This window comes from Lactivibrio alcoholicus, from assembly GCF_055390895.1.
Genome location: NZ_AP042471.1, coordinates 236,099 through 258,627 on the forward strand (window position 1 = coordinate 236,099; position 22,529 = coordinate 258,627).

Below are 22,529 nucleotides of genomic sequence, written 5' to 3' on the forward strand. Positions count from 1 at the left end.
GCCTATCCCCCTTTCCGGTGATCATCGGCTGCCTCCCTGAATCACCACGACCCATGTTGTGGGCTTTAACCCGCTTCTTGAGGGCCGCTTCTCTGTAGTCCAGCCAACCTCCTGCTCCCCGAACAAGGCGGACATTGCTTTTGGGACCAGTTGGTATGCAATCTTGTCACGGTCCGACAATACATCGGGAAGGTAACCTTTTAACTGCTCTTGGATACCCCTCCAAGGTATGCCATACTGCTTCAGCCTGCCAAGAAACTCGTGGTCGTTCTTGAATGCTTCGATTGTCGCGGCTTCGTAGGTTGCCAGAGTATCTGGTTCCTCTTCCGTCTCCGGTTCCTCGTGAGGAGCCGTGGCCCCCATAGCCTGTGGGGTATGCGGCGTATCAACGACAGGCACTGAACGGCGCGCAGACGCCAGCGCATTGCTAAATCGCTGACGAAGTCCCACGGCAGCGGTGTCGGCCACTGGTTGGTCATATCTCGGATCGCGCGCTTGGTATTGGCCTTCAAAAGACAAAACGCGAATAGGAATTGGGTAGCTTTTGCCGCCCACACTACTCCAGAACACGCCATGGCCAGGAATCGGCTCATTCAATAGGGATGACAGAATATCATCACTGAAATGCGCATTGGCGCTCTTTACCGCTCTCAGATCGCCGGCCGACAGAAGATGGAACGCAAACCAGTTATCCCCCTGGCTCAGGATTTCTCCCGATATTGATCCTGGTTGCTGCGTGATCAAGACAGCCCCCAGGTCATATTTGCGCCCCTCTTTGACCCAGGATACGTAAGGCCCTTCACCTGAGCTTCCTGTGCTGCCGAGGACTGCTTGCGCCTCTTCGACCACGGCGATGACCGGAATTGTTTCAGGCTGAGCTTTAGTAAACTCTTCCTGATTGTGATCGAATATTCGTCGCAAAATCAGTCCGGATAGAACAAGCGCTGGCGTACCCCGCATTTGAGATACGTCAATAACGCATATTCGACCCTCCCGTAGGGCCGCAAGTAGCATATCCATCATCTGGCTGCTCGGGTCGTGCAGCATGCGAACAATTGTTGTCATATTGGCCCGTGCCGCGACCATTTCAGCGTCTTGACCGTCCTCAAGCCTTAGCAGCCGCCTGACTGTCTGCCCATCTGCACCATTCCCGTCCCGGTGGATCAGATCGACAAGCTGATGCCAATCGGCATCATTCATTCCCTTCAGTTTTCGTACATTCTGCTGATCCTGTTTTTCAGGTGGCAGAGCAATCGAGATTACATCGCTTGGGCGTAACCTGCGGATGTCCAAGCGAATATCTCCAGCGACGAAAGATTGATAATACTGGCTGGGGCCCGCCTTCGGCGTGAAGACAACCACCTTGTCCTGCAATTCCGGCACGTCACAGAGCCCGGGGCGGTTTTTATCATCTGGCCAGAAATATTCACCATCGGGATCGAAAATCACAGTTCCGACTGGTACCTGCTTTCCTCCGCGCTTCTCCACCGTAGGCGTGTTTCGATAAAGATTGGCGAATAGAAGTTTCACAAGATTTGACTTACCAAAGCCCGCTCTTGCGAAAACAAGCGTTCGTCTTGCCACGAGGTCAAGAACGTGGAACTTTGGAATTACCAGCGGACTCTTTATCTGCATCCAAGGAGCATGGACTAGCCGTGAGTCGCCAGACGCATAGATGAACTCGCCCAGTGCGAAATATCCTATCTCAGCAGCATCAGCTATATTGTGACCGGCTACTTCCCGTAAAACCTCATCCGTCAGGAAAGCTACCTTGCTCCCAACGTGCGGCAGGCGGCGGTGGGACGCCGCAAATACGAGATCGCCATTGACGACTCGCACCACACCCAGAACTCGCATGTTCACTCGATACTTAAGGTACTGTTCACGGAGGTCTTCGGGTATCGGTCGCTCTTCCGAAACGGCTCGAATGCCATAGTCTTCGCCTGCCGAGGAAGCGAGACGTCCTTGAGAAGAGATTGACGTTATGCGACCAAGGACTGCTTCATCCTCGTCTTCGAGTTGAACAACGAGAAATTGCCCATGCATAGGAGCACGCTGAAACTCATTCTTGTAAGGCAGTACGAGATCGGCGTGAAACTCTAACCCGCCTTCACTGAAGCCTCTGAATATGCCAACCGTCGTTTCTCGTGAGAAGAGTTTCATTCATACCTCCGTGCCGAAACATCGCCTTGAAGACGCAAGGCCTCCAATGCGGGGATTTCTTTTTCGTTGAGTAAGCCGCGAACTGCTACAATCACCTCATCCTGAAGAATGTCGAGGTCAAAGTCTACGATTTCGGCGAATTCATGTGCTTTCTGTAGACATCGTGGATAAAAAGGAACAGGAAATCCGTGGATTGCATCAGCAAGCAGATATCCAAACACCTCGGCTGCCTGTTGGGCCTGGCTGCTCAATATATCGACGGTCCAGAGGGGATCGCCGCTTCGTTCTCCGAACCGCACAAAGTACATGTCTCCAGCAACGAACTTAGGAGCCTCTCCGGCACCATCTTCCGCTTCAGCCCCACGGGCATACTCTGGCCAGACATAAGCTTTCGCTTCCAATTTTCGCGGTACACTCACATAACGAGGCGAGCCATGCGGAAATATCCCTTCGAGGGCCATTGCCAAACAATAACGCGCCAGGACCTTGCTGTGTTTCGCGAGGCCGACGAGAAATACCTTCCTTCGAGTCTCTTGCCGAATTCTCTCTATTGATTCTTCTATTCGTTTTCTGAACTCGATGAAGAATTCCCCGCGAAAGAGCTTGCTGCGCAATAGGCCGTCCCGGACCAACAGCGTATCGGTGGCAAAAGTTCTGTAACAGATTCGTTCATAAAGCGCAGCCCACTCGCAGAGGTCGCGATAGACAAGCACCCATGAGGGGGACACCTCGTCGGGAGACTCTCGCACCTTCTTTCCATCCGGAATCATGTGGCTGAGACGATTCAATGTTCGCGGCGTCACACCCAAATCTGCCATTACACGACCCAATGCCGTTCTCGGAGATCCGTCGTTGTTGAACTGCGCGCGACTCAGAACATCGGTGTCAGTTGTTGGTGTCACAGCATCGAGACAGAGTTGCTCACCGTAAGAATCCACCACCCGCACAAGTTGAACATGAAATGGATCGAAAACGAGCTTGTTGTTTCCGCCGTCGCTCGCCACCAAGGATACCGAGGTTGTCGACCTGGGTTTGATCGCTCTGACTTCAGCGGCAAGGGCGCGAATCTCCAAGCGTAGGTCGTCGAGCAACCTTCGATCCCGAACGGTTGCTTCACGGATTGCAGCCTTTAGATTCGGGAGCTCATTCGGATCGAACATAGTTATCCCTCGAGCCTGGCATATACATCGACCTCGCTTGTAGCAGCTTTCATCACGCGTCCAAACTGTTCGGACTGCCTCCTGCCGTTATTTGCCGAGCCCGCATCAACCCACCGCCGAATGCGCCAGCCGGAATCTGCGAGCTTCAAAGACATTCGCAGAATCTCCCGTGCGTCCACAGGAACGCTGGGTAGATAACCAAAGCGAATGATAAGCCGGGCACCCGATGAGCATCGCTTTGCTACCGATTTCCATACGTCAGACAAACCCTCAGTGAACTTGTCATCGGAATGAGAGAGCTGACCATCCTGTGAATAATCCACAGTATCCGCGCCTCCCAAAAACCAGTTGCGAAGCCACTGATCAGGGCGGTAGGTACGCATACCGAAATAAGGTGGAGAGGTCACGACCCAGTTAAATCTGTGGGATGGCGGCACCACCGTATCGGTGTGCTGGGCATCGCCAAAGTAGACTGCACCTTTGGAAGGCGGCGGAATAATTCTGAGAGAATATTCCGCCCGGCGCTTAACTGCATTCAGGACATCGACACGTGGGGGTTCCGTTTTATTGGTGCGCCGCCAGTAGCGAACGGCAGCACTGGGTTTTGTTGCATAGGTGCGGGGCATTTGATTCGAAAGGTAGGTCGCTAGCCCGCGATGGCGTGGCCCGTGGAGAATGCCCAACAGCAGCGCACGCAATACAACCTCTTCAGCGGTCTCACACGACTTCATCAGACGTTCTCGCAAAATGCAAATCTCTTTCAATGTATCGGGATGATAGCAAAGTCCCCAGAAGTCACCCTCCGGAATAGAAAGCGGTGAGGATGCACCCTCAAGAATTGACCGCGCTGTTTCAACAACAGCATCGGACGTGGTACACGCCAATTTCGCTGCAGCTATGGCCGCCGCGATAGGGTTACTATCAATGCCTACACAACCGAGGCCGAGAAGACGAGCGGCGAATAGGGTCGTCCCACGGCCGCAGAAGGGATCAAGAACCCACTCGTTCTTATTCGCCTTGGCGAGACGCTGGAGCGGAAATTCAATCGGGAACATGGTGTAATATGGACATACGGTGTTGAGACTGAGAATTGGCGATTGGGCATCTGTCGGCAAAAATCGCCTAACGATTTTGGGCGCACGGTCCTGGGAAAAGACAAGACGCCCAAGCACGCTGTCGGGAATCCGCAGCGCCCCTTTAGCCTCGTCTTGCGTGTGACTCTGTATGTGACGCTTATCGGCCATATTGCAGTTGCTCCGTCTCGTATTCTTCAAATGAGTCATAATTTGGAACGCTTCGCGAGCGGTTGCGCCTGCCTTGAATAGTCTGATCCACCCGGCCTTTGATGTAGTCGCAGAGTTCCTCAAAGCGCGCAACATGGATGAAGAACGTCTTCGCCTTGAACTTGCGCTGAATGGTGGTGTGAAGTTCGGCATGGCTGAAGGGGCGGAGACTGCCGTAGCTGGCGTCGGCCTGGCGATAATCGAAGTAGCGTTTGATCAGATAGTCGATGTACCCCTTCTTGATGGTGTCCGCGCCGATGGAATCCACCGGGTACTGCATCCGTGGCGATCGTTTGCGGCCGAAGGTCACGGTGTTGGCGATAATGCTGCCGCTGACACTCGCGGCGTTCACGCTCACAGACCGTCTGGAGCTCTTTTCGGCCCGCCGGTGGGACGTCTTGTGCGTCCAGAACAGTTCCATCTTCTTGGCGTGGACATCCGCCGGTGAAATCTCCCCGCGCGTGATCTTGGAGTGGCAGTTTCCGCACACGACGATCAGGTTTTCGATTTTGTTGTTCGAGGGGTCTCCGTCGATGTGATGAATCTCCAGCACGGCCACGTCCGCGACGTCGCAGAAGGGGCAGCGATTGCCGGCTTCCTGAAAGAGCTTCTTGCTCATCAAGGCTGAAACCGACTTGCGCTGTTTCGGATGCTTGCGCGCCTTACCATCGGGTTGGGATATATTTCCGCTTCCTTTCATAAACTCCCCCAGCTAGGACGATGAAAGCAGGCATGATATTTTTCACCTCGTCGGCCACGTGGTCTTGGAGCTAACGGGCTGCCGTGGCATTCCGGCAATGCTCCGAGAGCTTTTTCCGGTCGCGTGATCGCCGAGGAGGCCAGGAAATGCTGGCGCGTGCGGAACCATCCCTCGACCTGGGGATCACTCAGGTCAGGATTACTCTGGATGAAGGGCCGCGTTGTGTTGAAGAATCTGGCTATTTCTTCGTTAGTCATAATCTGCCTGTTTCATCGTTTGAGTCCGAACACATCTACGTCATCCCCAGCGCTTTCATCGCCGCAGTCATGGGGTCCGAGAAGAAGATTGGATCGACCCGTTCTACGATGTCTCCAGAAATCTTCTCAACTTTTGGCATCGATTATTTCCATTTACCTCACAGCTTGAAGCTCTTCGAGAGAACCTTGCCTTCGATAGAAAATTTCAGTTCACCATCTTCCTCAATAAACGCCACAGATTTCCCAGCGTATCTCCGGTAAAGCTGGAAGGTTCGCCCCTTGTAGGTCACGCTGCCATCATCCTCTACAAGGACGCTATCGCCCGGTGGCTGTGCAGAAGCAGGACTCGTCACCATCCGTGTATCGTTGAACGACGGGCCTTGGATCGCGCTCTTCTTTTCAGAGAGCAACGTCATCAGGCCGCTGGGTTCTTGACCTTTGCTAACCCTGGGTAGGGAAGCCGCTTCAGCATACTCGGCAAGCTGCCTTTGGGCTTCCTGAAGGCGGCGATTGAATCCATCCGGGTCACGCAGGATGGATATCCAAAGTCGTGCTTTCTCGGAATTGATGTCGTGATCGAGAATCTTTTCGAGCAGGTTGCAGGCTTGCCCGATAGCGTCCTTGGCATCGTTCCAAAGCGATTGGATTTCTGCCTGCTCGTCGGACTTGATGGTCTCCTCGAAATCTTCGAAGGCAATGTCTGTATTCAGTGAGCCTTCATAGGGAGCCAACCCCTTGGCTTTATAGCGGCGAAGCTGCTCCGGACTCATCGTGCAGTGATAGGTCAGCAGCCAGCGTTCCTTGATGAAATGGACATCGCCTTCCTTGTTCAGGAGCATGAACTCACCTGTCTTGGGTCGTGCGAGCTTCTTCGCCAAGTCGGAAGGTGAAAATTCCGCGTCGGTCAAACCCTCACGAACCTTGTCCCGATCTCTTTTTGTCTGCAGCTTGCCTACGATCCAGGTGGCGCAGTTCGAAAGGCCCTTATAGTCAATATCCCCGGGGTTTTGCGTTGCCAGAATGCAGCCGACACCAAAGGCGCGTCCTTGCTTAACCAGGATATTCAGTGCCGGTTTGCAGGTAGATGTATAGGGGTAAGTGGGATAGAAAGCCGTCTTTCCGCCACCGCCACCGATCTCATCAAGGAAGAACAACAGGCGTGGCCTGTTTCCACCAGGAGCGCTACCTTGCTTACGCATCCAGGCGTTGATCGCAAAGGCAATTTGGGCGACAACGAAGCTCTGATCCTCAAAGTCGGTGATGTGAGCGAGGCTGATAACGCTGATCTGGGTCTTGCCGTCGACACGGTTGGCCCCCACCAGCTTGTCGATGCTCATCTCTTCGCCCCGGACCCAATTGGCTGCCGCTCCGACCAATTGTCCGTTGACGGCCTGGGCCAGCTTTTGACGACGGTTTTCCGGAATGTGGTCATCAATCCCCAGCACGCCAATGGTAGCAAACGGCGGTTCTAGAATCATGGAGACCAAATGCCCCAGGCCGGCCTCACCAGTCAGATCAACGCCGGTGCGCCAGGCATGCTCGATGAGGGCTGTAACGAAATCCGTCTCCCTGTCGCGCTGCCCCGTTGGTATAACCCGACGTACCAGCGCTTCCGCCATGCTGGTCACCATCACGGAGGCGGTATCGGGATCTTCTTCAAACAACTCATTGATGTCTGGTGGAGGGGATGAGATGAGCGGGATGGATACCCGGCGGCCGAGTTCGCTACGTGGTGTAAAAATCTCCACCGCCACATGATTGGCAAACTCGCGCACATTGGCTTCGGACAGCCCCCAATCCCATAACCGTTTACGGAAGGTGTTTGCCTCTGCCAGAGCTGCCCGGCCAAGCGTAGATTTATCCTCCACCTCCAGCCAGGGAGCGACGACCGGTGCTGACAGTTCGCCGAAAGCAAGCGCCAAGGAAGACAAATCCCCTTTAAGGTCAACGATAATAGCAGGAACACCTTTAAGCGCGGACTCCTCGATGATCGCCTTCCCCATTACCGTTTTTCCCGAACCTGAGCCGCCACAAATAAAGGTGTGAGTGATCAGGTCACTCAGTTTGTGGCGGTACATCTCTCCCGGCATCCCATTGGGATCGAGATGTTTTCCTATATAAAGCTCGCTCACTCGTAATCCTCCTCCGGGAGTTCAAGTGTTCCTGTTTGCCATTCACGGAATTTTTCAAGAATGAACGGGAGGTCGTTTTCTTTGAGCGGGTCGCCATTGGCCCGGCGGCCGACATAGTCCGCCCGCGCCATGAAGATATCGCCCTGAACATCTCCCGGGCGCTTCTTCTGCAGATACACCACATTGGTAGGAATGGAGGTTCCAGTTGAGGCGAAGGTTTCGCTGGGCAGAGAAATCACTGCCTTGATGATGGCGTGCTCACGCATGTAATCCCGAACGGGTTTCGCGGTGGCGTTCGACAACACACCGTCGGGAAGAACAATGAGCAGCTTGCCGCCCGGCTTCAACACCCGAAGATAGTGCTCAATGAAGAGGACCTCGCTGTCCTGACTGTTTTTCGGTCGCTTCTCTGGTGCACGGCCCTTGGACTTGAAGCTCTTGACCTCGTGTCCGAACTGATAATCCAGTAAGATGCTTTCGGTTTTTACAGACTTGCCGAATGGTGGATTCGTCAAAACAAGGTCAATGCTATCTGGCCCAATACGTTGCTTTTTCTTGCCATCTCCGAAATCGACTTCATATTCAATCAGAGGCTTCAAACCACCGTATTCCTCGTTGTAGAGGTAATTCTGGTGAAGCCACTGAGCGTTCTGCGCGTTGACGGCGTGAACGATCATGTTCAGTTTCCCAAGGCGAGCCGCTTTCTCTTCAATCTCGCACGCGAAAAAGGTTTCCTGGCCGAGGCGCTTTAGGAGTTGATCTTTCTTGCGTGGCTCCACACCGTTGGAGAGTGCATGTTTGTACACGTCTTCATAAGTGGCGATCAGAAAACCACCTGACCCTGCGCAGGCATCCAGGAAGCGTTCGCCCTTTTCGATGTCCAAGGCCGGGCCGTCTGGATTGTCCCGGGCAAGATCCAGCATGAAGGCGACTATTTCTCGTGGCGTAAAGAACTGGCCGAGGTCTTTACCTTTGAAGGTATCGGACAGCATGATTTCGAAGGCACGGCCAAGCACATCGCCTTGGGTGTCTTTCAGGTTGATCCCTTCAAGACGGGCAATGATCCGCTCAACGGTTGCCGCCTTGCTGAGTACCCGCTCGTTCTCGTCAGTAAAGACTTCGGGGTGTTGTCCCTTCAGGTCATCGAACAGGTTGTTGATGAAGTTCTGGGCGGCCTTGTCGCCCATGTGTTTGTTCTGCTCGCAATACGACTTCAGCTTGGCGGTGGTAAAGCTTCCGCTGGGTTTTGCGTCTTCATTGAGTTTGATAAACAGGAAGCGCGTAAACTCGTCGAAGATCCAGTCGTTGCGCTTGTTCTCGATATCCCAGATGTCCTGCCAGCAGCCCTTCATGAGCTGCACGAAGCGGGAGAGGCTGTTTTCCGTATGGAGTGTTTTCTGCGCCCACTGCTGCAGGCCTTTAACTACGTCTGGCTTGAATTCGCGCACCATGTCTTCGGCATTGCGAACGTCGTCCCAGTCCTTCATTTCGTCATGAATCTCATTACCCTTTTCGACGAGATAGATGCGTAAATGGCCTGCCACTTCGATGACGCAATAGGCTGCCGGACCATTGGGCATAAGAATGCTAAGGGCTTTATACCGGTTGGCCTCGGATTCACTCAGCGTTGCCGAGCCTTCATGCTTGAAGGCGGCATAGCAATTGCCGACGCTGGTTGACACCAGAAACGCGGCTTTCTCGTCCAGCCCTTCAACCGTTGTGGCAACGCCAGAACCATCACCGTCATTGATCTGGTGGGCTTTGAAGCCCAGGTCCGAGACCAGAAATTCTCTGAATTGATCAAGAGTTGCCATCTGCTATTTCGCTCCTCGTGTTATGTACACCGCAACCGGGACGACTGTTTCTTCCGGGGTCAATCCACCATGGTCGTTGCCCTGAACCTTGTAGGGGTTGCCTGCCGATGTCTGCTTGGCACCAGGCCAGCCATAGCTGTCGTGCCCAAAGGGCACCTCGACGGCATCATGGCTTGCTGGAAGGCCGTAATCGGCCAATGGTTCGATCCGCTTTACATCTCCTGGACCAACTGCAGTACGTTTCCTGGTTTTGTATTCAAGGCAGCGATTGCTGATGAAGACATCCCGTCCGGGTCCGCTGTCCGATTTCAAATCGTCAATGACGTATTGAGTGTTGTACCAGGTGAAGCCGTGGTCGGCCGTGATGACGACAGCCGTCTTGTCCTGGGCGGCGATCCTGCGCAGGTGGGGCAGCGCCACCTCCTTCACATAGGCCAGCATGATCTCCTGGAGACTCGACATACCCTTCTGCAGAAGCCGATCCTGGAGGTTGAACACCACCGCCTTGAAGCGCCCGGGTGCGTCCACCAGGTCGCGCATTTTCCGGTTGAGGGTGTCGGCGTTGGCATCCTTCTCGTTGTAACAGAGGTAGCTCTTGTCGCGATCCCACCAGGAGGAAGGCGAAAGCCCCAGGTTGTCCAGGCAACGCTCGAGCAGATGGGGTTCACTGGTGCCATAAGACCAACTTCGGAATTCCGCCGGGGGCGCTCCGGCAAAAATGGCTTGTCGGCAATATTCGGTAATGCTGGGCAGATAAGTGCAGGCGCGGAACTCAGGCCCCAGCGACTGGTATGGGCGAAACAGCTCACGCCCCGGCATCATCAGGAAGCGGTCACGCAGCAACATCCAGTTGGCCACGCTCATCCCGTCAAAGACCAGCAGATAAACCTGCTTGATCTCCGAATCCTGCAGCAATGGCTTAACGGCAAACTCCATGACATCGCTGTTCAGCCATGGCCTGCAGGTTCCTGCCGCAAACTTGCGCTCGTTCAGCCACTTCGGCAGTCCACGGCTCGGCTGCACATAGAAATCCGCCCAGGCGATGCGAATAGAGTCGCATGCTTTTTTCGCCCGCTGGGTGATACGAAAGACATTGACCTTTTCCGGCAACTGGCTGGATCGCCGTTCCGCCTCCAGCGCCATCGTGGAGAGCGGCAGATACACTGAATCCACCAGCGCCAGCCAGGCCTTCCAATCCAGGCTGGCGAGATTCTTCACCGCCGCCTCGGCCTTGTCCGTAAGCCGGTGAATCGTGACCATCGCTTCCAGCAGCGACACGTGGTCCTCGTACTGCTCGCGGGCCTGATGTCGGCGCAGGGCTTCAAGCAGCTCTTCCCATTCCGGGGCATCCGGTGTTTCCAACGCATCGGTCAGCTTGCAGGGAGCCTTTTCAAGCGGAAGCGTGTCGGCCCGCTCGCCGTTGACCACCACATCGAGCAACGCGTGCAGGGTGACCGCCAGACCCTGGGCAAGAATGCCACCGTCGGCCTCCAAGACCTGGATGAGCTGATTCAGCAGGCGCTCCGAGCCTTTTCCGCCAACGCCCTTGACCACTGTCGTAAGGGACTCGGTGACGGCGCTGGGGTGTTTCGGAAATACCTCGTGCTGCAGGTAGTGCAACGCCTGTTTGCAAGGCGCGTCGTCTTTGAGGGTGATGCGGCGGCCCCAGTCGGCAAGCCCGTGCAGGCTTTGCCCGTCTTTGAGCACATCAACAAACAGGTCGCCCAGTTCGCTGCCGTCTAGGAAGGTACGCATCCGTTCCGGCGTAAGCATTTTCCAGCCGTCCAGAATGGAGGCGAGCAGGCAGATCGGCAGCACCGGCGGCGGGTCGCTTTCCAGCACGGCGGCTTCGACCAGGGCGAAACGCGGCCCATCGAGCCAGGTGCGAACCACATCGAGGAATTCCTGCTCCAGCGCCCGGCGTTCATCCGCATCGACCGAGCTCAGTACCTCGCGTACCCGTTCCAGCGCATTCTCGTACCAGAGCTTGTCGAGAATCCGATCCGGCTCCCAGCCTGCAGACAACACGCTGGGATCGTTCAGCAGCGAGGCGAGCACCACGCGCTCCAGACTGTAAGCGCCGAGCTGCGGCAGGTACGGGGCCAGGTTCCAGAATGCGGTGATGGGAAGCCGGTCAAGCAAGGCCCGAGGATTCTGCACGCCAAGCGCCTTGGCTATGTCGCAACCCGTTACCGTGCGGGGTGACACGCTGGAGCGGGCCTGCAAGTCCGGCAGATGATCCGGCTGAAGCTGCTGACGCGAGATGATGATACGAGCGGGTGGATTCGGTTGCCGACGCTCGGGCTCGGTATGGCGACGCAATCCAAACTCATTGGCGCAGACATGCACGGGGATCGCTTGGCCATCGACCTGCAGTTCGGCAGGTGCTTCGGCAAAATAGCCGCGCACGTCATTGACTAGCAGATAGGGCAACTTCTGCTTTTCACGGCCGCGCCACATGCCAGCCAGGGCTTGTTCCATGGCGGTCATTGCAGCGCCTCCTTCACCTGCTTTAGTAATTTCTGTTTTATAGCTTTTGCGGTTTCAGAAAGCTCAGAAAGATATGAATCCTCACCAAGGTCAATTACGTTATCTAGCGCAAGTTCAACCAACCCATCGGCCATCCTGTGAGCTTCTGCCTCTATTGATTCAACATGGAAAAGTTTATCTTCAGCTATTCGCAATTCATTTAGAATTGTGTCTTGCTGGTCAGTTGGCAGTTTTGGCAAAGGAAGTTCCATAAGAACATCTTTGTCCAGCCGCAACCGATTCGTAGCCCCAGTCCGAAAGCTAAGGAGGTACTGGACATATCGTTTATGCAGCAATATCCTGACAAATAACTGTGTTCGTAGCTTCGTTTCATCAAGTCGTATCAAGAAGAACTCCTTGGATACGACGCCTCCATTCAATTCGTCAGGAACTACTGCTACAGCCCCTTGCGTACAATCAATACGAGAAACAACCACCTCTCCACTATCCGCCTGCGCAACAGGCCCCGAGATACTGTCTGGATCTCTTGTTTCCCGAAGTTCGGCTCCCTTCCCATAAAGCTTGACCCGAATAAGCTTTACATCATCACTGGAATAGGCCGTTGCAGGTTTGTATGTATCCTTGATCCCCGCAACATCCCTGACAAAAGTTTTGCTGGGGAAGTTCTTAGCCAGTTTTTCCGCATCTGATATCAGGTTGGGGTCGTATGTTTTCCAATCGAGCCTGTCTTGAATCTTTGATGAGTCAACGACTCTAACCTTCAACACTGGTGCCGATGGCTCTTCCATCCCTAATTTATCTCGGTAGATATTACTTATTACATTCCTGGCCAGTGATTTCGCGTGAACCACTTCATTGAGGGAAGAGATCATTTCATCCTTCATTTCTACGGCAGCGTTATATCCACGAAGAATGAGCTGTTGTTTTTCCTTTTCAATTTTTGGAAAAGGGATGTTCTTCAGAATGTCTTGGGAAATGTAGCTGATTCCAAGGTTGGTTCGTTCGCGGAAAACCATTGACTGGATCGGCTTGCTGAGCAGCCACAAGACGACGAACTTCGGGTCAAAGTCCTCTTTGCACTGGAATCTGAAGATACTTCCGTTGACGATTGCATCCGGCGGGTTGTCTGAAGCAACGCACATGTCGAAGAATGCTCGAGCACCCTTAATGCTGATGAGCACGTCATTACTTTTTATTCGAGCACGCTCGGAGTTAATCCATTCAGATGGGACCCTTACGGCACTTTCGTAATCAATACCGCTGTTGGATACATTTGATGATCTGACGAGAGGTATGCCGCCTTCCTCCAAATAGCTTGAAGATGGCGGAAGAACGCCGTAGCTGGCGTCATCGGTCATTACATCACCCAAGGTCGTGAGTTCGATATCACAACTCTCTATGTACCGTTCGGCGTGAATGAACTCTGGAAGGTAATAGTTGATATCAAACCTGTCGTGTTGCTCTTCGGGGGACAGGATTTCGATCAGGGGTTTTTCGCTAACGATGGACATTGCTTACTCCACCTTCCAAGGCTGTTCTTCTTCCGAATCGTTCTTTTTCAGCAGCTCACCCAGTGCGCCCTGCACATACTGCTCGAACTCACGCCGTCCTCCCTTGAAGAAACCAAGCAGGCGCGGCTTGAGTTGATCCAACAGATCGTCGACATTCACCTTCACGGCTTCCGCCTCGGCCAGGGCGTCTGCCAGATGCTGGCGCATGGTGGCGTCTTGCAGCGCATCGAGGGCGCTTTGCTCTGCGGGATCGCTAAGCAACTCCAGTAAAGGATTTGCGGCGGGCGTGTCACTGACGTAATCCCGGAGCTCGGCTTCGCAGCCCCGCACATGATCCAGGTATTCCTTGATGCCGCGCTCGACCAATTCCAGGAAATGGTCCGGCTTGAGTTCCAGGCGCTTGCCGGGTTTATAGCCACAGGCGGAACACACCCAGCCGTGGGACAGGTCGTTCTTCACGTCATCCAGGCTCTGCTCGCAAACCTGCTGCACGCCAACCTGGGTCAACAGATCGGTCAGTTGGGCTTCGATAAAGGCCGGGCTGAAATGGGCGCTAAGCCCTTCAACCCGTGAGAGGTCCTTCAGCACCTGATAGCTTGGGCTGCCGAGTACGGCATCACGGAGGGCTTTCAGATCGTTGTGCAGGCCCGCGTGTTCACTCAGGTACTGGTTGAGGTAGAGCTCGTGCAGATCCTTCCATTCGGCGGTAATACGGCTCATTTCCCCGGACGTGCCAGCGGATTTGACGTAAGTCTCGATGCTGTCGAGTAGCTCCAGGCATGGCTTTTCAATGGTGGACGGGACGCCCAGTGCTTTGAGTTCGCGCAGTTTGCCGGTGAGACTCGCCAGCTCGGAAATGCGATCCAGAAAATCGCGGGCTTCCCGCACGCGGTGAGCGAATTCTTCAACACAGGTGTAACGATTGGCCGCCTCGACATCGTCGTCCTCGGCAAGCCCCAGCATGTCGCGCAAGGCACCACGCACCGAGGCATAACAGGCAGCCCGGCTTTCTCTACCATCCTCGGGCAGCGCAAAGATGTCGGCCCATTCGGAAATGGGGTCGGGAACCGAGGCTCCGGTCCAGGTTTGCAATGCCTGTTCGGCCTGGCGGAACTCGTGCCGGGCACGGGTTTCCGTCTCTTTCAAGAGGTCAAGGAGGCGCTCGGCGGCTGCCGGGCTGTAACCGGTGCCTTCTTTCCAGAGGCCAAGGGCGTGAAGCGACTCGGTCAGGTCGTGCCACAGGGTTTCATCCGGACGCGTCCCGGGACGGAGTTCATCCAGCTCCTGGAGCCAGTCAACCGGGCTGCCAATGGTGCGATCATCCTGGGAGACCGTCTTGCCGTGAATGGTGAAGCCGCTGATCTCCCCGGTGCTGATGAGCAGCGTGATCAGGATATCCACCCAGGTGTCGGTCAATCCCAGATCCGTGGTTTTCATTCGTTTGCGTGTATCAGAAACACTGATGGAGCCGGTACTCGATTTGCGGATATTGTCCCGAATCCGCTCCTTCGCTTTTTTGAAGGCTTCCACGCTGCTGGCGGCCAATGTAACCGAGACCTCCCCGGGCACACCGGTGTTGAGCAAACCAAGCGGCGCAAGGTGCTTTTCAAGATCGGCCTTGGCCGTTCCATCGCCATCGGTCACGCGGCCTTTCCAGATGGCCTCCAGCACGCGGCGTCGCATGGCCGGGCTCAAGTCCGCGCTAAAGGAATAGGCCTCCCGGAAATCCGGATGAAAGTGGAAGACCTTGGCTAAAGCCTTGGTGGCGACCTTTTCCAGGAGCCGTTCCAGAGAGCGTTCACTCTGCGGAATACTGTGGTAGAGGGAGAGCAATTCAGCGGGCTCGCAGAGGATTTCCCAGGCTTGGTCCTTGGTGTTCCACTGGCGGATTTCGCCGTTCACAAAGGACTCGAGCAAAATCTCCGTGGACTTGCGGGCAGGCTGGGCCGATTTGGTTCCGGCGGGGAGGTCAATCCATTCGCCCAGCAGCTCCAGCTTGCGCCGGACGGATTGCGAAGCACCGCCCGCGTTAACCTGGGACTGGTAGTCGCCAAAGAGCTTGACCAAAGCCATGCTACGCTTGAGCTCATCGATATCCTGGGCTGGCAATGTGGCCGGTAGCCATACGAGGGTCCGTCCGTTGCCATGACGGACCGCATCCATCTCGACATCGAGCGGCGAGGCTGACGGGTAGAGCACAGCCAGGTGTAACGCCTTGGTGGCGGGCACGTCCTTAACAAAGCCGATAACGGCGTGGTCGTTGGTGAGCGCCGTCACCGGTTCAAGCCGATAGTCCAGGGAGCGGCGAGTTCGCTGCCAATCCACATCCACCTGGGTCGAGAAGCCGTGTTGTGGCGGAACAGTGCCGCCCAGCGGACTGCCCGGGAAGCGGAGGAACAGTTCAAGATGGGAGCGGTAGGCGCTCTCAAGCTGAATATCCGGTGCGAAACCATTCTTGACCCGCTCGACTTCAACCAACAGCTCTTCGCGTTCGCCCCCGTCACCTTCAACCGAGAGGAAAAAGCTCAGATTATCCCCGCTGCCTTTCTGACGAAGGGGCGGAAATGTTTGGGCAATCTTTTCCAGGATTCGGGCCGTTTCCTGGTCGCTTCCAGCGGGGTCACTTTCCTTACCGGGCCATCGCAGCAAGAGCGCGTCATTCAGCTTCGAAACGTTGAGTTCTTCCTTGACCATGGAGAGGACGATCAATGCTTTGATCAGGCGCTCGCTCGCTACCTTGGCGGCCGCCTGATCGGTGTCCGACCAGCGCTTATAAGGCACGCGGGATAGGACCTCATCCCTGGCCGTGCTGCAGAAGCGCTCAAACATCCCATAATACTTGGCCATCTCGGGATCGTCCTGGATGATCTTGTTACGCAGATCCTCGTAGTCGAACACGTCGTCGAGCACCGCGATGCGTTTCCAGTCGCTGGTATCCTGCAGGCGTCTTTCAATGAACTCCTGGACAAATCCCAGTGCGCCACGGGATCTGCCGCCCCGGTTGGTGATCGCGGTGAGGCAGTAGAGCGCGAAGGGATGCATCGGATAAACGTCGGCAAAGTGTTTTGCCTCGTCGGTGATGGGTTCGCGTTCGCGGAAGTACCGTTTCAGGAAGTCAGTAAAGGCACCCCGGAAATGCGGCTGAATTTCAGCCTTGAAGGCATCAGCGAGCTTATGAACGCATTTGGAATTTTCACGAAACAAGCGGTGATTGTAGATGCGATGAAATTGCGTGACCGGGATGTTGATGGATTGGAAGCGGCCGGATTGCCCGGAAAGCTTGCCCATCAGCTCTGTATCGTAATTGCGCCCGGCTTGGCGAGCGATGGCTTGAATTTCCTCCTGGACCGCGCCAAAAATCCAGAACGGTTGATCCCCGGCCAGTCCTGCTTCGGCCAGTTGTCCAAGGAAAGCAGTGCCCCGGTTAAAGTGTTCGTCGCTCTGGATCAGGTGAAGATACAACTCGTCAATAAAGACCAGGACGCCTTCATAGCCGCGTTCTTTGGCGATCTCAACCAGCTTCTTGACCTTTTCCGTGACCGTGGTGCGGTCCTGGACGAGTTGAATGTTCAGGGCGGCAACAGCCTGCTCAATGATGGTCTTCTGATATTCCTTGTCATAGGCGCGAAGCTGATCGACGGAGAGACTCCGGTTGTCACGAATCCAGTTCTCCACATCGCTGCGGGTGCCGCTGGCGGTGTGATTGAAAAAGGTATCCAGATAGGCATCGGTGTTGGACAGAGTCGCCGTTACTGGCGGCGAGAGGTGGCGCAAGTGGTCAGTGACCGAGTTCCAGAAGGCCTGTTCGAGGGTCTCGTCAGGCACTTCAATGGCGGTAAAGTTGATCGTGAGGAATTTTCGTGGTGCGAGTGCATCCATGCCCCATTCGGGCTTGGTATCGAGGAACTGTTTGCGCAGCGTCGGTTCGGTCAGAATGGCGGATAGCCATGCCATGAAGATGGTCTTACCGGAACCGTATAGACCGGTGATGAAGAAGCCGCGACCTTGCTTACGGTGAATTCGGTCCAGGATAATTCGGGCCGACTCCTCAACCTCGGGCAGCATGACGAAGCTTTCGAAAATCCGCGTCCGGCTGGCTGAATCGTGAGTCGACTCGTTGAAGTTTTCCACCCAGCTACTGACTGGCGTGAAATCAAACATATCCTTCATGAGTGGCATATCAGGCCTCCAGCTCCACAATTGGTTGATCTCCGCGAGTCAGGGTGTACTGCCCGCAGCGGCAAAGCTGACCAGCCATTCGTCCTGTCAGCACCAGTAAAATTCTTCTTTTTCCCACGGCATCGTTGTACCAGGTAGTCATGGGGTCCATGCCGAGCGCGAAAACCAGTTCCAGGTGATCGAGGATGGTCAGTCCCTCTGGTAATAGCTGTTCGGCAACAAGGTCGTGTACCGCCTTCCGAAGTCTGTTTCCGTAGCGTTTAAGATCCGCCGGGACGGTCGTAGCATTGAAATCGAACACCTCGGCAAACATGGGATCTTTAGCCAGTAGGTCGAGAACGATGTCATTCACGCTCACATATCGGACCAGCCCAAAATCGCCCAGGGATGCCATGTGTTCCGCAAGCCATGTTTTTCCGGAACCTTGACCGCCAATCAGGCAGCAAAGAGTCCGTCCGCCAACGTGGCTTTCGCCGACCAATCCTATAAGCTCATTGAGCGCCTTGGCCTGAGCTGGAGTCGTTTTGTTATCTCCAGGCATCGACATACTCCTCCAGCGATTGATGAATCAGTTGAACTTGGTCCGTGCTTCCATGCCGGTGATATTCACAGTGCCCCTTGGTTGCGAGTTTGTTGACCCCGGCAATCAGCAAGGCGCGGTTGCACATGAAGATGGGAGCTATGGTCCCTTCGTTGATGACTGTGGCTGTGGATGGTGCCCGCCAACCGTTTTTTGATGCGTCGTGATAGAGCGCGTAGCCCAAGACGGCCTCGGTTGGGCAGTAAGTGTTCACCGAGTAATTGGATTTCGAAAGCTTCAGGCGTCCTGCCTTAACGAGGATCGACCGCACTCGATCTCGAGTTGACTGAGGCATGCGCTCGTATTTACGTTCCAGGAGCTGGTCGAGATGATAGCGAGAGAAAACGGCCTCGCCGGTATTCAGGAAGCTGTCTGTAACCAAAAGTGAAAGGGTTTCAAAAAGAATCGGGGTAGTTATGCATAGCTGGAAAAACACCATATCCTGAACCGCTTCATCATTGCTGCGGATCTTTCGAAACATCTTCAGGAATGGAGTGTTTTTGATCGAGTTGTTCTCGATTTCCAGGAAGCGATATTTCATGTGTTGCCACAGTTTTTCCTTGTTGGACTCGGACTTCTGAGGCCAACGTTGGATACAGGAACCACGCACAGCTTGCGCGTCATTGCTCTCCAATGCGGCATCGAGCAGCATGAGAGTCTCTTCCAGAAGGAATCCGTATCCGATTGTTGAAAACTGCTTATCCATTGAAATTGCCGCCCGTCATTTAGTCCTCATTGTTTTTGTTTTTGTCTGCTGCAGCACCGCCAGCCTCGACCCAAGCATCGACCTGTTCTTTTTTAAACTTCCAGAGTCGGCCTACTCGATGAGCGGGCATGCCGTGCTTGTCTATCCAGCGGTACACGGTGTCACTGCTGACACCGAGATACTTGCCTATCTCGTCTACTGATAACCAACGGTTTTCCATCTCGGCCATTTGCCCTGCTCCCGCAGTATGTTACGGTTCGCGACTCCCCGCCCGCCTCAGACGTACAAAAGGAGAGGGACGCACCTCTCCCATTTTCTAAAGGATTATGATACGCCGATCCTTTCCGATTGTCAACCGCAATTTGCCGCTTAAGCCTGGATTGGCCTGTATCGATTGCCCCGTCGATCTCTCGAGTTTCAGCTTCACGGAATACATACCGGAATCGATCCCAGTCCCGGCCGCAAACCTGCCGTTCGAGAAAAGTTGTTCGGTTCGGGGCCACTGTGAGGACCCTAATGGTTGCAGTCCCCTCTCTTTCGAAGGGAAGCCGACGTAGAGCCAGGCCGGAAGATCGGCTCCGTTAACTTGGACAGGGAACAGGACGCGGCGGTAGAGGCAGGGACCGCCGGGGTGGAACCCCTCCAGCCGGTCAATGGCCGGAAGGCGGGTCTCGGGGTCGTCGAAGGCAAGAAGCTCCCCGTACACGGGGCCCCAGGGCACGCCTGTGCCCTTCTTCGAGAGCCGGTCGGGGGTTGGCTCGGGATTGGACATCCGGGCCGTAACGTGCGCTTGTGTGGCCACGTCGGCGAGCGGGTTGGTGGTCCCGATGGCAATGACGTCCTCCTCTGGAACCTCCAGAACCGGGATTCCTGAGGATGTCTCGAAGAGGCGGCCGTGGACCACGGCCTCCTCCACCGTCAGGACGCCCCGGCAAAAGCGGTCGTGGTTCCAGAAACCGCGCTTCAGTGTGCCGTAGACGAAGAGCCTCAGCATTCCGTTTGTGTTCGGCTTCAAGGGTTCTGTTGGGTTCATTGCCTGGTTCATGGGGTCCATTGGAGTGTCTGTCATAGCTCCGCGCCCTTTCTCTCCTGGGCGACGAACTCGAAGGGCTCCACCGAATACGCGGCCAGGTCACAGCAATGGAATACCACCAGGCTCATGGGCGGGACAGCAATCTCACGCCAGCCTTGTTCCTCCGCCAGCACGGCGTCGAGGTACGCCGGGTCCGACGCGTAGAGGACGGCCTTGCGGCGGGGATGCCACCGCAACTCCAATGGCCTGTTCCCCTTGAGAATAAAAATGGTGCCCGGGTCGGTCCGGCAGGCGATGACGGCGGTGATCTGGCCGCGGCAGCGCCGGAGGCGCGCCTTGAACCGCTCGATATCCATGGCACCGTCCCGCGCGGCGTTTGCGGCCAGGCGGAACAGAATCTCGCTGTCCACCTCGGCGAAGCGCCGCAGCTTCCAGCGCCGGAACAGGTAGTCGGCGTTGTAAATGGTGCCGTTGTGGGTGCCGATCACCTCCCCGGCGCGGATGGGGTGGTTGTTGCTGTTGACCCGCTCGTCCCCTCGGGTGCGCCACCGGGTATGGCCGAGCAGGAGCGTGGCGCGGTTGTCCATAGAGGCAAGGAGTTCGGCGAAGGACTTGTCCGTGACGAACCGCTCGGCCGCCACCGGGCGCTTGAAGAGCCTGTGGCCACCGTCGACATCAAGCCACGCCGCGCCGGTGGCGTGGGGCCCGCGCTCCTCGCTCAGCAGCAGCAGGCGGGTGAAGAGCCAGGCGAGGTGCTCCCGCTCCTCGGCGCGTCGCCGCTTTTTCCCGAAGATGACTCCCGCGAGCCCGCACATCAGGATTTCCCTCCCTGCGGATCGACGATGAACCCGCGGAAGACGCCCTCGGCGTATTCCTTCGGGTGCTCCTCGATCCAGCTCGCGGCATCGGTCCAGCCGAGCTCCCCGGCCAGCCGGGCGACGACCGGTCGGTCGAGCATGTTGGTCTGCCCGGAGAGTCGGACCGCGTCGATGCCCTGCCAAACCAGGGAGGGAATCGGTATCCGCGCGGGTTTGTCGTCCTGTACCTCGGCAAGGCCGTGTTTGATCAGGGCATCGAGGAAGGATGCGGCCTTTTCCTCTGCCGTGTCGCCCCGGACCGCCAACTCAACACCGGACAGCATCTTGGCGTTGCGCAGGACCATGTCGATATAGTCCTCGAGGTCCCGCTGGTCGGAAAAGAGCGTGGCCCCTTTCATGGCCAGGACCACGTCCATCACCATCTCACCGGTGAAGACCTCACCGTCGCCTTCAAGCGGCCGCCCGTCGAGGGCGGTGTTTCGAATCAGTACTCTCATGACGCGCCTCCTTGCGTCCCGCCGGTCTCGTCCCCCGAAAATGCCTGAGGCCGGGTTTGACTCGGGCCATCCATGGCCCTCGCCCTTCGGGCGCGCCCCTGGCGCGTCCAATCCGGCTGTCCTGCCGGATTGTCGGGCCCGGCCTCCGTGAGGGGTTCCACCTTTGGGGCGGATTGTTCGTTTGGTTTCACCCTGCCGCGTTTGAAGGCCGAGTCTCCTGGCAGGGCGGCGATCAGATGCTTGCGCGCGGTCTTGAACTCATCACCGATGAGCCCCAGGTGGAGCAGGAAGACCCGGAAGTCGTACCGGGCGCTCTGAGGATCGAAGGACCGCTTGCGGCTCGATGCGGCCCGGCCGTTGAGCGCCTTGGCCGCCACGGCCAGGACCAGTTGGATGTAGGCTTTCACCTTGCCCGCGTGGAGCGTCCCCTCGAACCAGCGGAACTCGACCGTGCCGCGGTACCAGACGTTGTGCAGATTCACCCCGTGGTAGCGGGTGCTGTCGTAGTGCTGAGGCTGCCGATTGTGGTAGCCGTACCAAATGTGGTTGAGCTGGTCCCTGGTTCTGGGACGGCGGCGCTCGATCTGTGCGATGAGATCGTCGCTCACCGGTTTGCTGTAGTTGCGGCGGCGGGTCTCGTTAACACCCAGGGCGGTGAGGATGAGCGCTTCCTGCTTGTAGACGATCTTGGCGAGGTTGCCGAGGGTCCGGCCGTCAAAGGCTGTCGCGTCGACGTGGACATGGATGCCGCAACGGTCGTCCACCTTGGCTCCGCAGGCCCGCAGCGCCCGGACGACCTCCTGGAGGACGGGGATGTCCTCGTAGGACAGGACGGGGCTCACCACCTCGGCCCGCAAGTGTACCGGCACATTGATGAGCGAGCCGTCGGACACCACTTTCCAAACCCGTCCATGGTCGTCGGTGACCTCCCAGGGGTCGAAGCTCCCCGGGCTGCCGATGTGGCGGACCTGTCCGCCCACCACCGACTGGATCGCCTGGGCGACCCGCTCGCGCGTCCGTTTGACTGTCTCGATCTCGATTCCGAAGTTGATCCGGCGTAAGTCCATGGTCTCTCCTTGCGTTCTGTAAGCCCGTTCCCGGCAAGGGATTGGCTCTTGTGTTCACACACATACAGGCTTCTTTCCGAACAGAAAGCAAGGCGAATTCGACACACAACTCCTTTGATTCCAATGAGTTATGTACATG

General features: G+C 56.1%; 16 protein-coding genes. All 16 read right to left on the reverse strand.

What is annotated here, in order from left to right; genetic code table 11:
* Nucleotides 1-21: 21 nt before the first annotated feature.
* The 16 genes from ACZ5IU_RS01190 to ACZ5IU_RS01265 all read right to left on the reverse strand — a co-directional run bounded on the left by ACZ5IU_RS01190 (nucleotide 22) and on the right by ACZ5IU_RS01265 (nucleotide 22,390).
* Nucleotides 22-2,163 (reverse strand): ATP-binding protein, encoded by a 2,142-nt coding sequence (locus ACZ5IU_RS01190; RefSeq protein ID WP_464419701.1) that lies wholly within the window; start codon nucleotides 2,161-2,163, stop codon nucleotides 22-24.
* Nucleotides 2,160-3,323, reverse strand: a complete 1,164-nt coding sequence (locus tag ACZ5IU_RS01195) for a hypothetical protein (protein ID WP_464419703.1) — start codon at nucleotides 3,321-3,323, stop codon at nucleotides 2,160-2,162. The genes ACZ5IU_RS01190 and ACZ5IU_RS01195 overlap by 4 nt, the downstream gene beginning before the upstream one ends.
* Nucleotides 3,324-3,325: 2 nt before the next feature.
* Nucleotides 3,326-4,567, reverse strand: a complete 1,242-nt coding sequence (locus ACZ5IU_RS01200; RefSeq protein WP_464419705.1) for a DNA methyltransferase — start codon at nucleotides 4,565-4,567, stop codon at nucleotides 3,326-3,328.
* Complete coding sequence (locus ACZ5IU_RS01205) at nucleotides 4,557-5,306, reverse strand: HNH endonuclease signature motif containing protein (RefSeq protein WP_464419707.1); 750 nt, start codon at nucleotides 5,304-5,306, stop codon at nucleotides 4,557-4,559. Before ACZ5IU_RS01205 ends, ACZ5IU_RS01200 begins: the two co-directional genes overlap by 11 nt.
* A 415-nt stretch (nucleotides 5,307-5,721) precedes the next feature.
* The gene (locus ACZ5IU_RS01210; protein ID WP_464419709.1) at nucleotides 5,722-7,695 is read right to left on the reverse strand and encodes an ATP-binding protein; all 1,974 of its coding nucleotides are present in this window, start codon (nucleotides 7,693-7,695) and stop codon (nucleotides 5,722-5,724) included.
* Entirely contained in the window at nucleotides 7,692-9,509 is a 1,818-nt protein-coding gene (locus ACZ5IU_RS01215) for an HsdM family class I SAM-dependent methyltransferase (RefSeq protein ID WP_464419711.1), read from the reverse strand. Before ACZ5IU_RS01215 ends, ACZ5IU_RS01210 begins: the two co-directional genes overlap by 4 nt.
* A 3-nt stretch (nucleotides 9,510-9,512) precedes the next feature.
* A complete protein-coding gene (locus tag ACZ5IU_RS01220; protein WP_464419713.1) occupies nucleotides 9,513-11,999 on the reverse strand; it encodes a PglZ domain-containing protein in 2,487 nt (828 codons plus the stop codon).
* Nucleotides 11,996-13,510, reverse strand: coding sequence for a restriction endonuclease subunit S (locus ACZ5IU_RS01225; protein WP_464419715.1), 1,515 nt, complete (start codon nucleotides 13,508-13,510; stop codon nucleotides 11,996-11,998). Before ACZ5IU_RS01225 ends, ACZ5IU_RS01220 begins: the two co-directional genes overlap by 4 nt.
* A gap of 3 nt (nucleotides 13,511-13,513) precedes the next feature.
* Nucleotides 13,514-17,689, reverse strand: a complete 4,176-nt coding sequence (locus ACZ5IU_RS01230) for a hypothetical protein (protein ID WP_464419717.1) — start codon at nucleotides 17,687-17,689, stop codon at nucleotides 13,514-13,516.
* 1 nt (nucleotide 17,690) lies between these two features.
* A complete protein-coding gene (locus ACZ5IU_RS01235) occupies nucleotides 17,691-18,230 on the reverse strand; it encodes a hypothetical protein (RefSeq protein ID WP_464419719.1) in 540 nt (179 codons plus the stop codon).
* Complete coding sequence (locus ACZ5IU_RS01240; RefSeq protein ID WP_464419721.1) at nucleotides 18,217-18,975, reverse strand: hypothetical protein; 759 nt, start codon at nucleotides 18,973-18,975, stop codon at nucleotides 18,217-18,219. Before ACZ5IU_RS01240 ends, ACZ5IU_RS01235 begins: the two co-directional genes overlap by 14 nt.
* Before the next feature lie 19 nt (nucleotides 18,976-18,994).
* Nucleotides 18,995-19,204: a helix-turn-helix domain-containing protein gene (locus tag ACZ5IU_RS01245; protein WP_090539671.1), complete on the reverse strand. Its 210-nt coding sequence runs from the start codon at nucleotides 19,202-19,204 to the stop codon at nucleotides 18,995-18,997.
* An 87-nt stretch (nucleotides 19,205-19,291) separates the two neighbouring features.
* Nucleotides 19,292-20,029, reverse strand: a complete 738-nt coding sequence (locus ACZ5IU_RS01250; RefSeq protein ID WP_464419723.1) for a gamma-glutamylcyclotransferase family protein — start codon at nucleotides 20,027-20,029, stop codon at nucleotides 19,292-19,294.
* Nucleotides 20,030-20,040: 11 nt separating this feature from the next.
* Nucleotides 20,041-20,823, reverse strand: coding sequence for a class II glutamine amidotransferase (locus tag ACZ5IU_RS01255; RefSeq protein ID WP_464419725.1), 783 nt, complete (start codon nucleotides 20,821-20,823; stop codon nucleotides 20,041-20,043).
* Nucleotides 20,823-21,323, reverse strand: coding sequence for a DUF5049 domain-containing protein (locus ACZ5IU_RS01260; protein WP_464419727.1), 501 nt, complete (start codon nucleotides 21,321-21,323; stop codon nucleotides 20,823-20,825). The genes ACZ5IU_RS01255 and ACZ5IU_RS01260 overlap by 1 nt, the downstream gene beginning before the upstream one ends.
* Complete coding sequence (locus tag ACZ5IU_RS01265) at nucleotides 21,320-22,390, reverse strand: amidoligase family protein (RefSeq protein ID WP_464419729.1); 1,071 nt, start codon at nucleotides 22,388-22,390, stop codon at nucleotides 21,320-21,322. Before ACZ5IU_RS01265 ends, ACZ5IU_RS01260 begins: the two co-directional genes overlap by 4 nt.
* Between the last annotated feature and the right edge of the window lie 139 nt (nucleotides 22,391-22,529).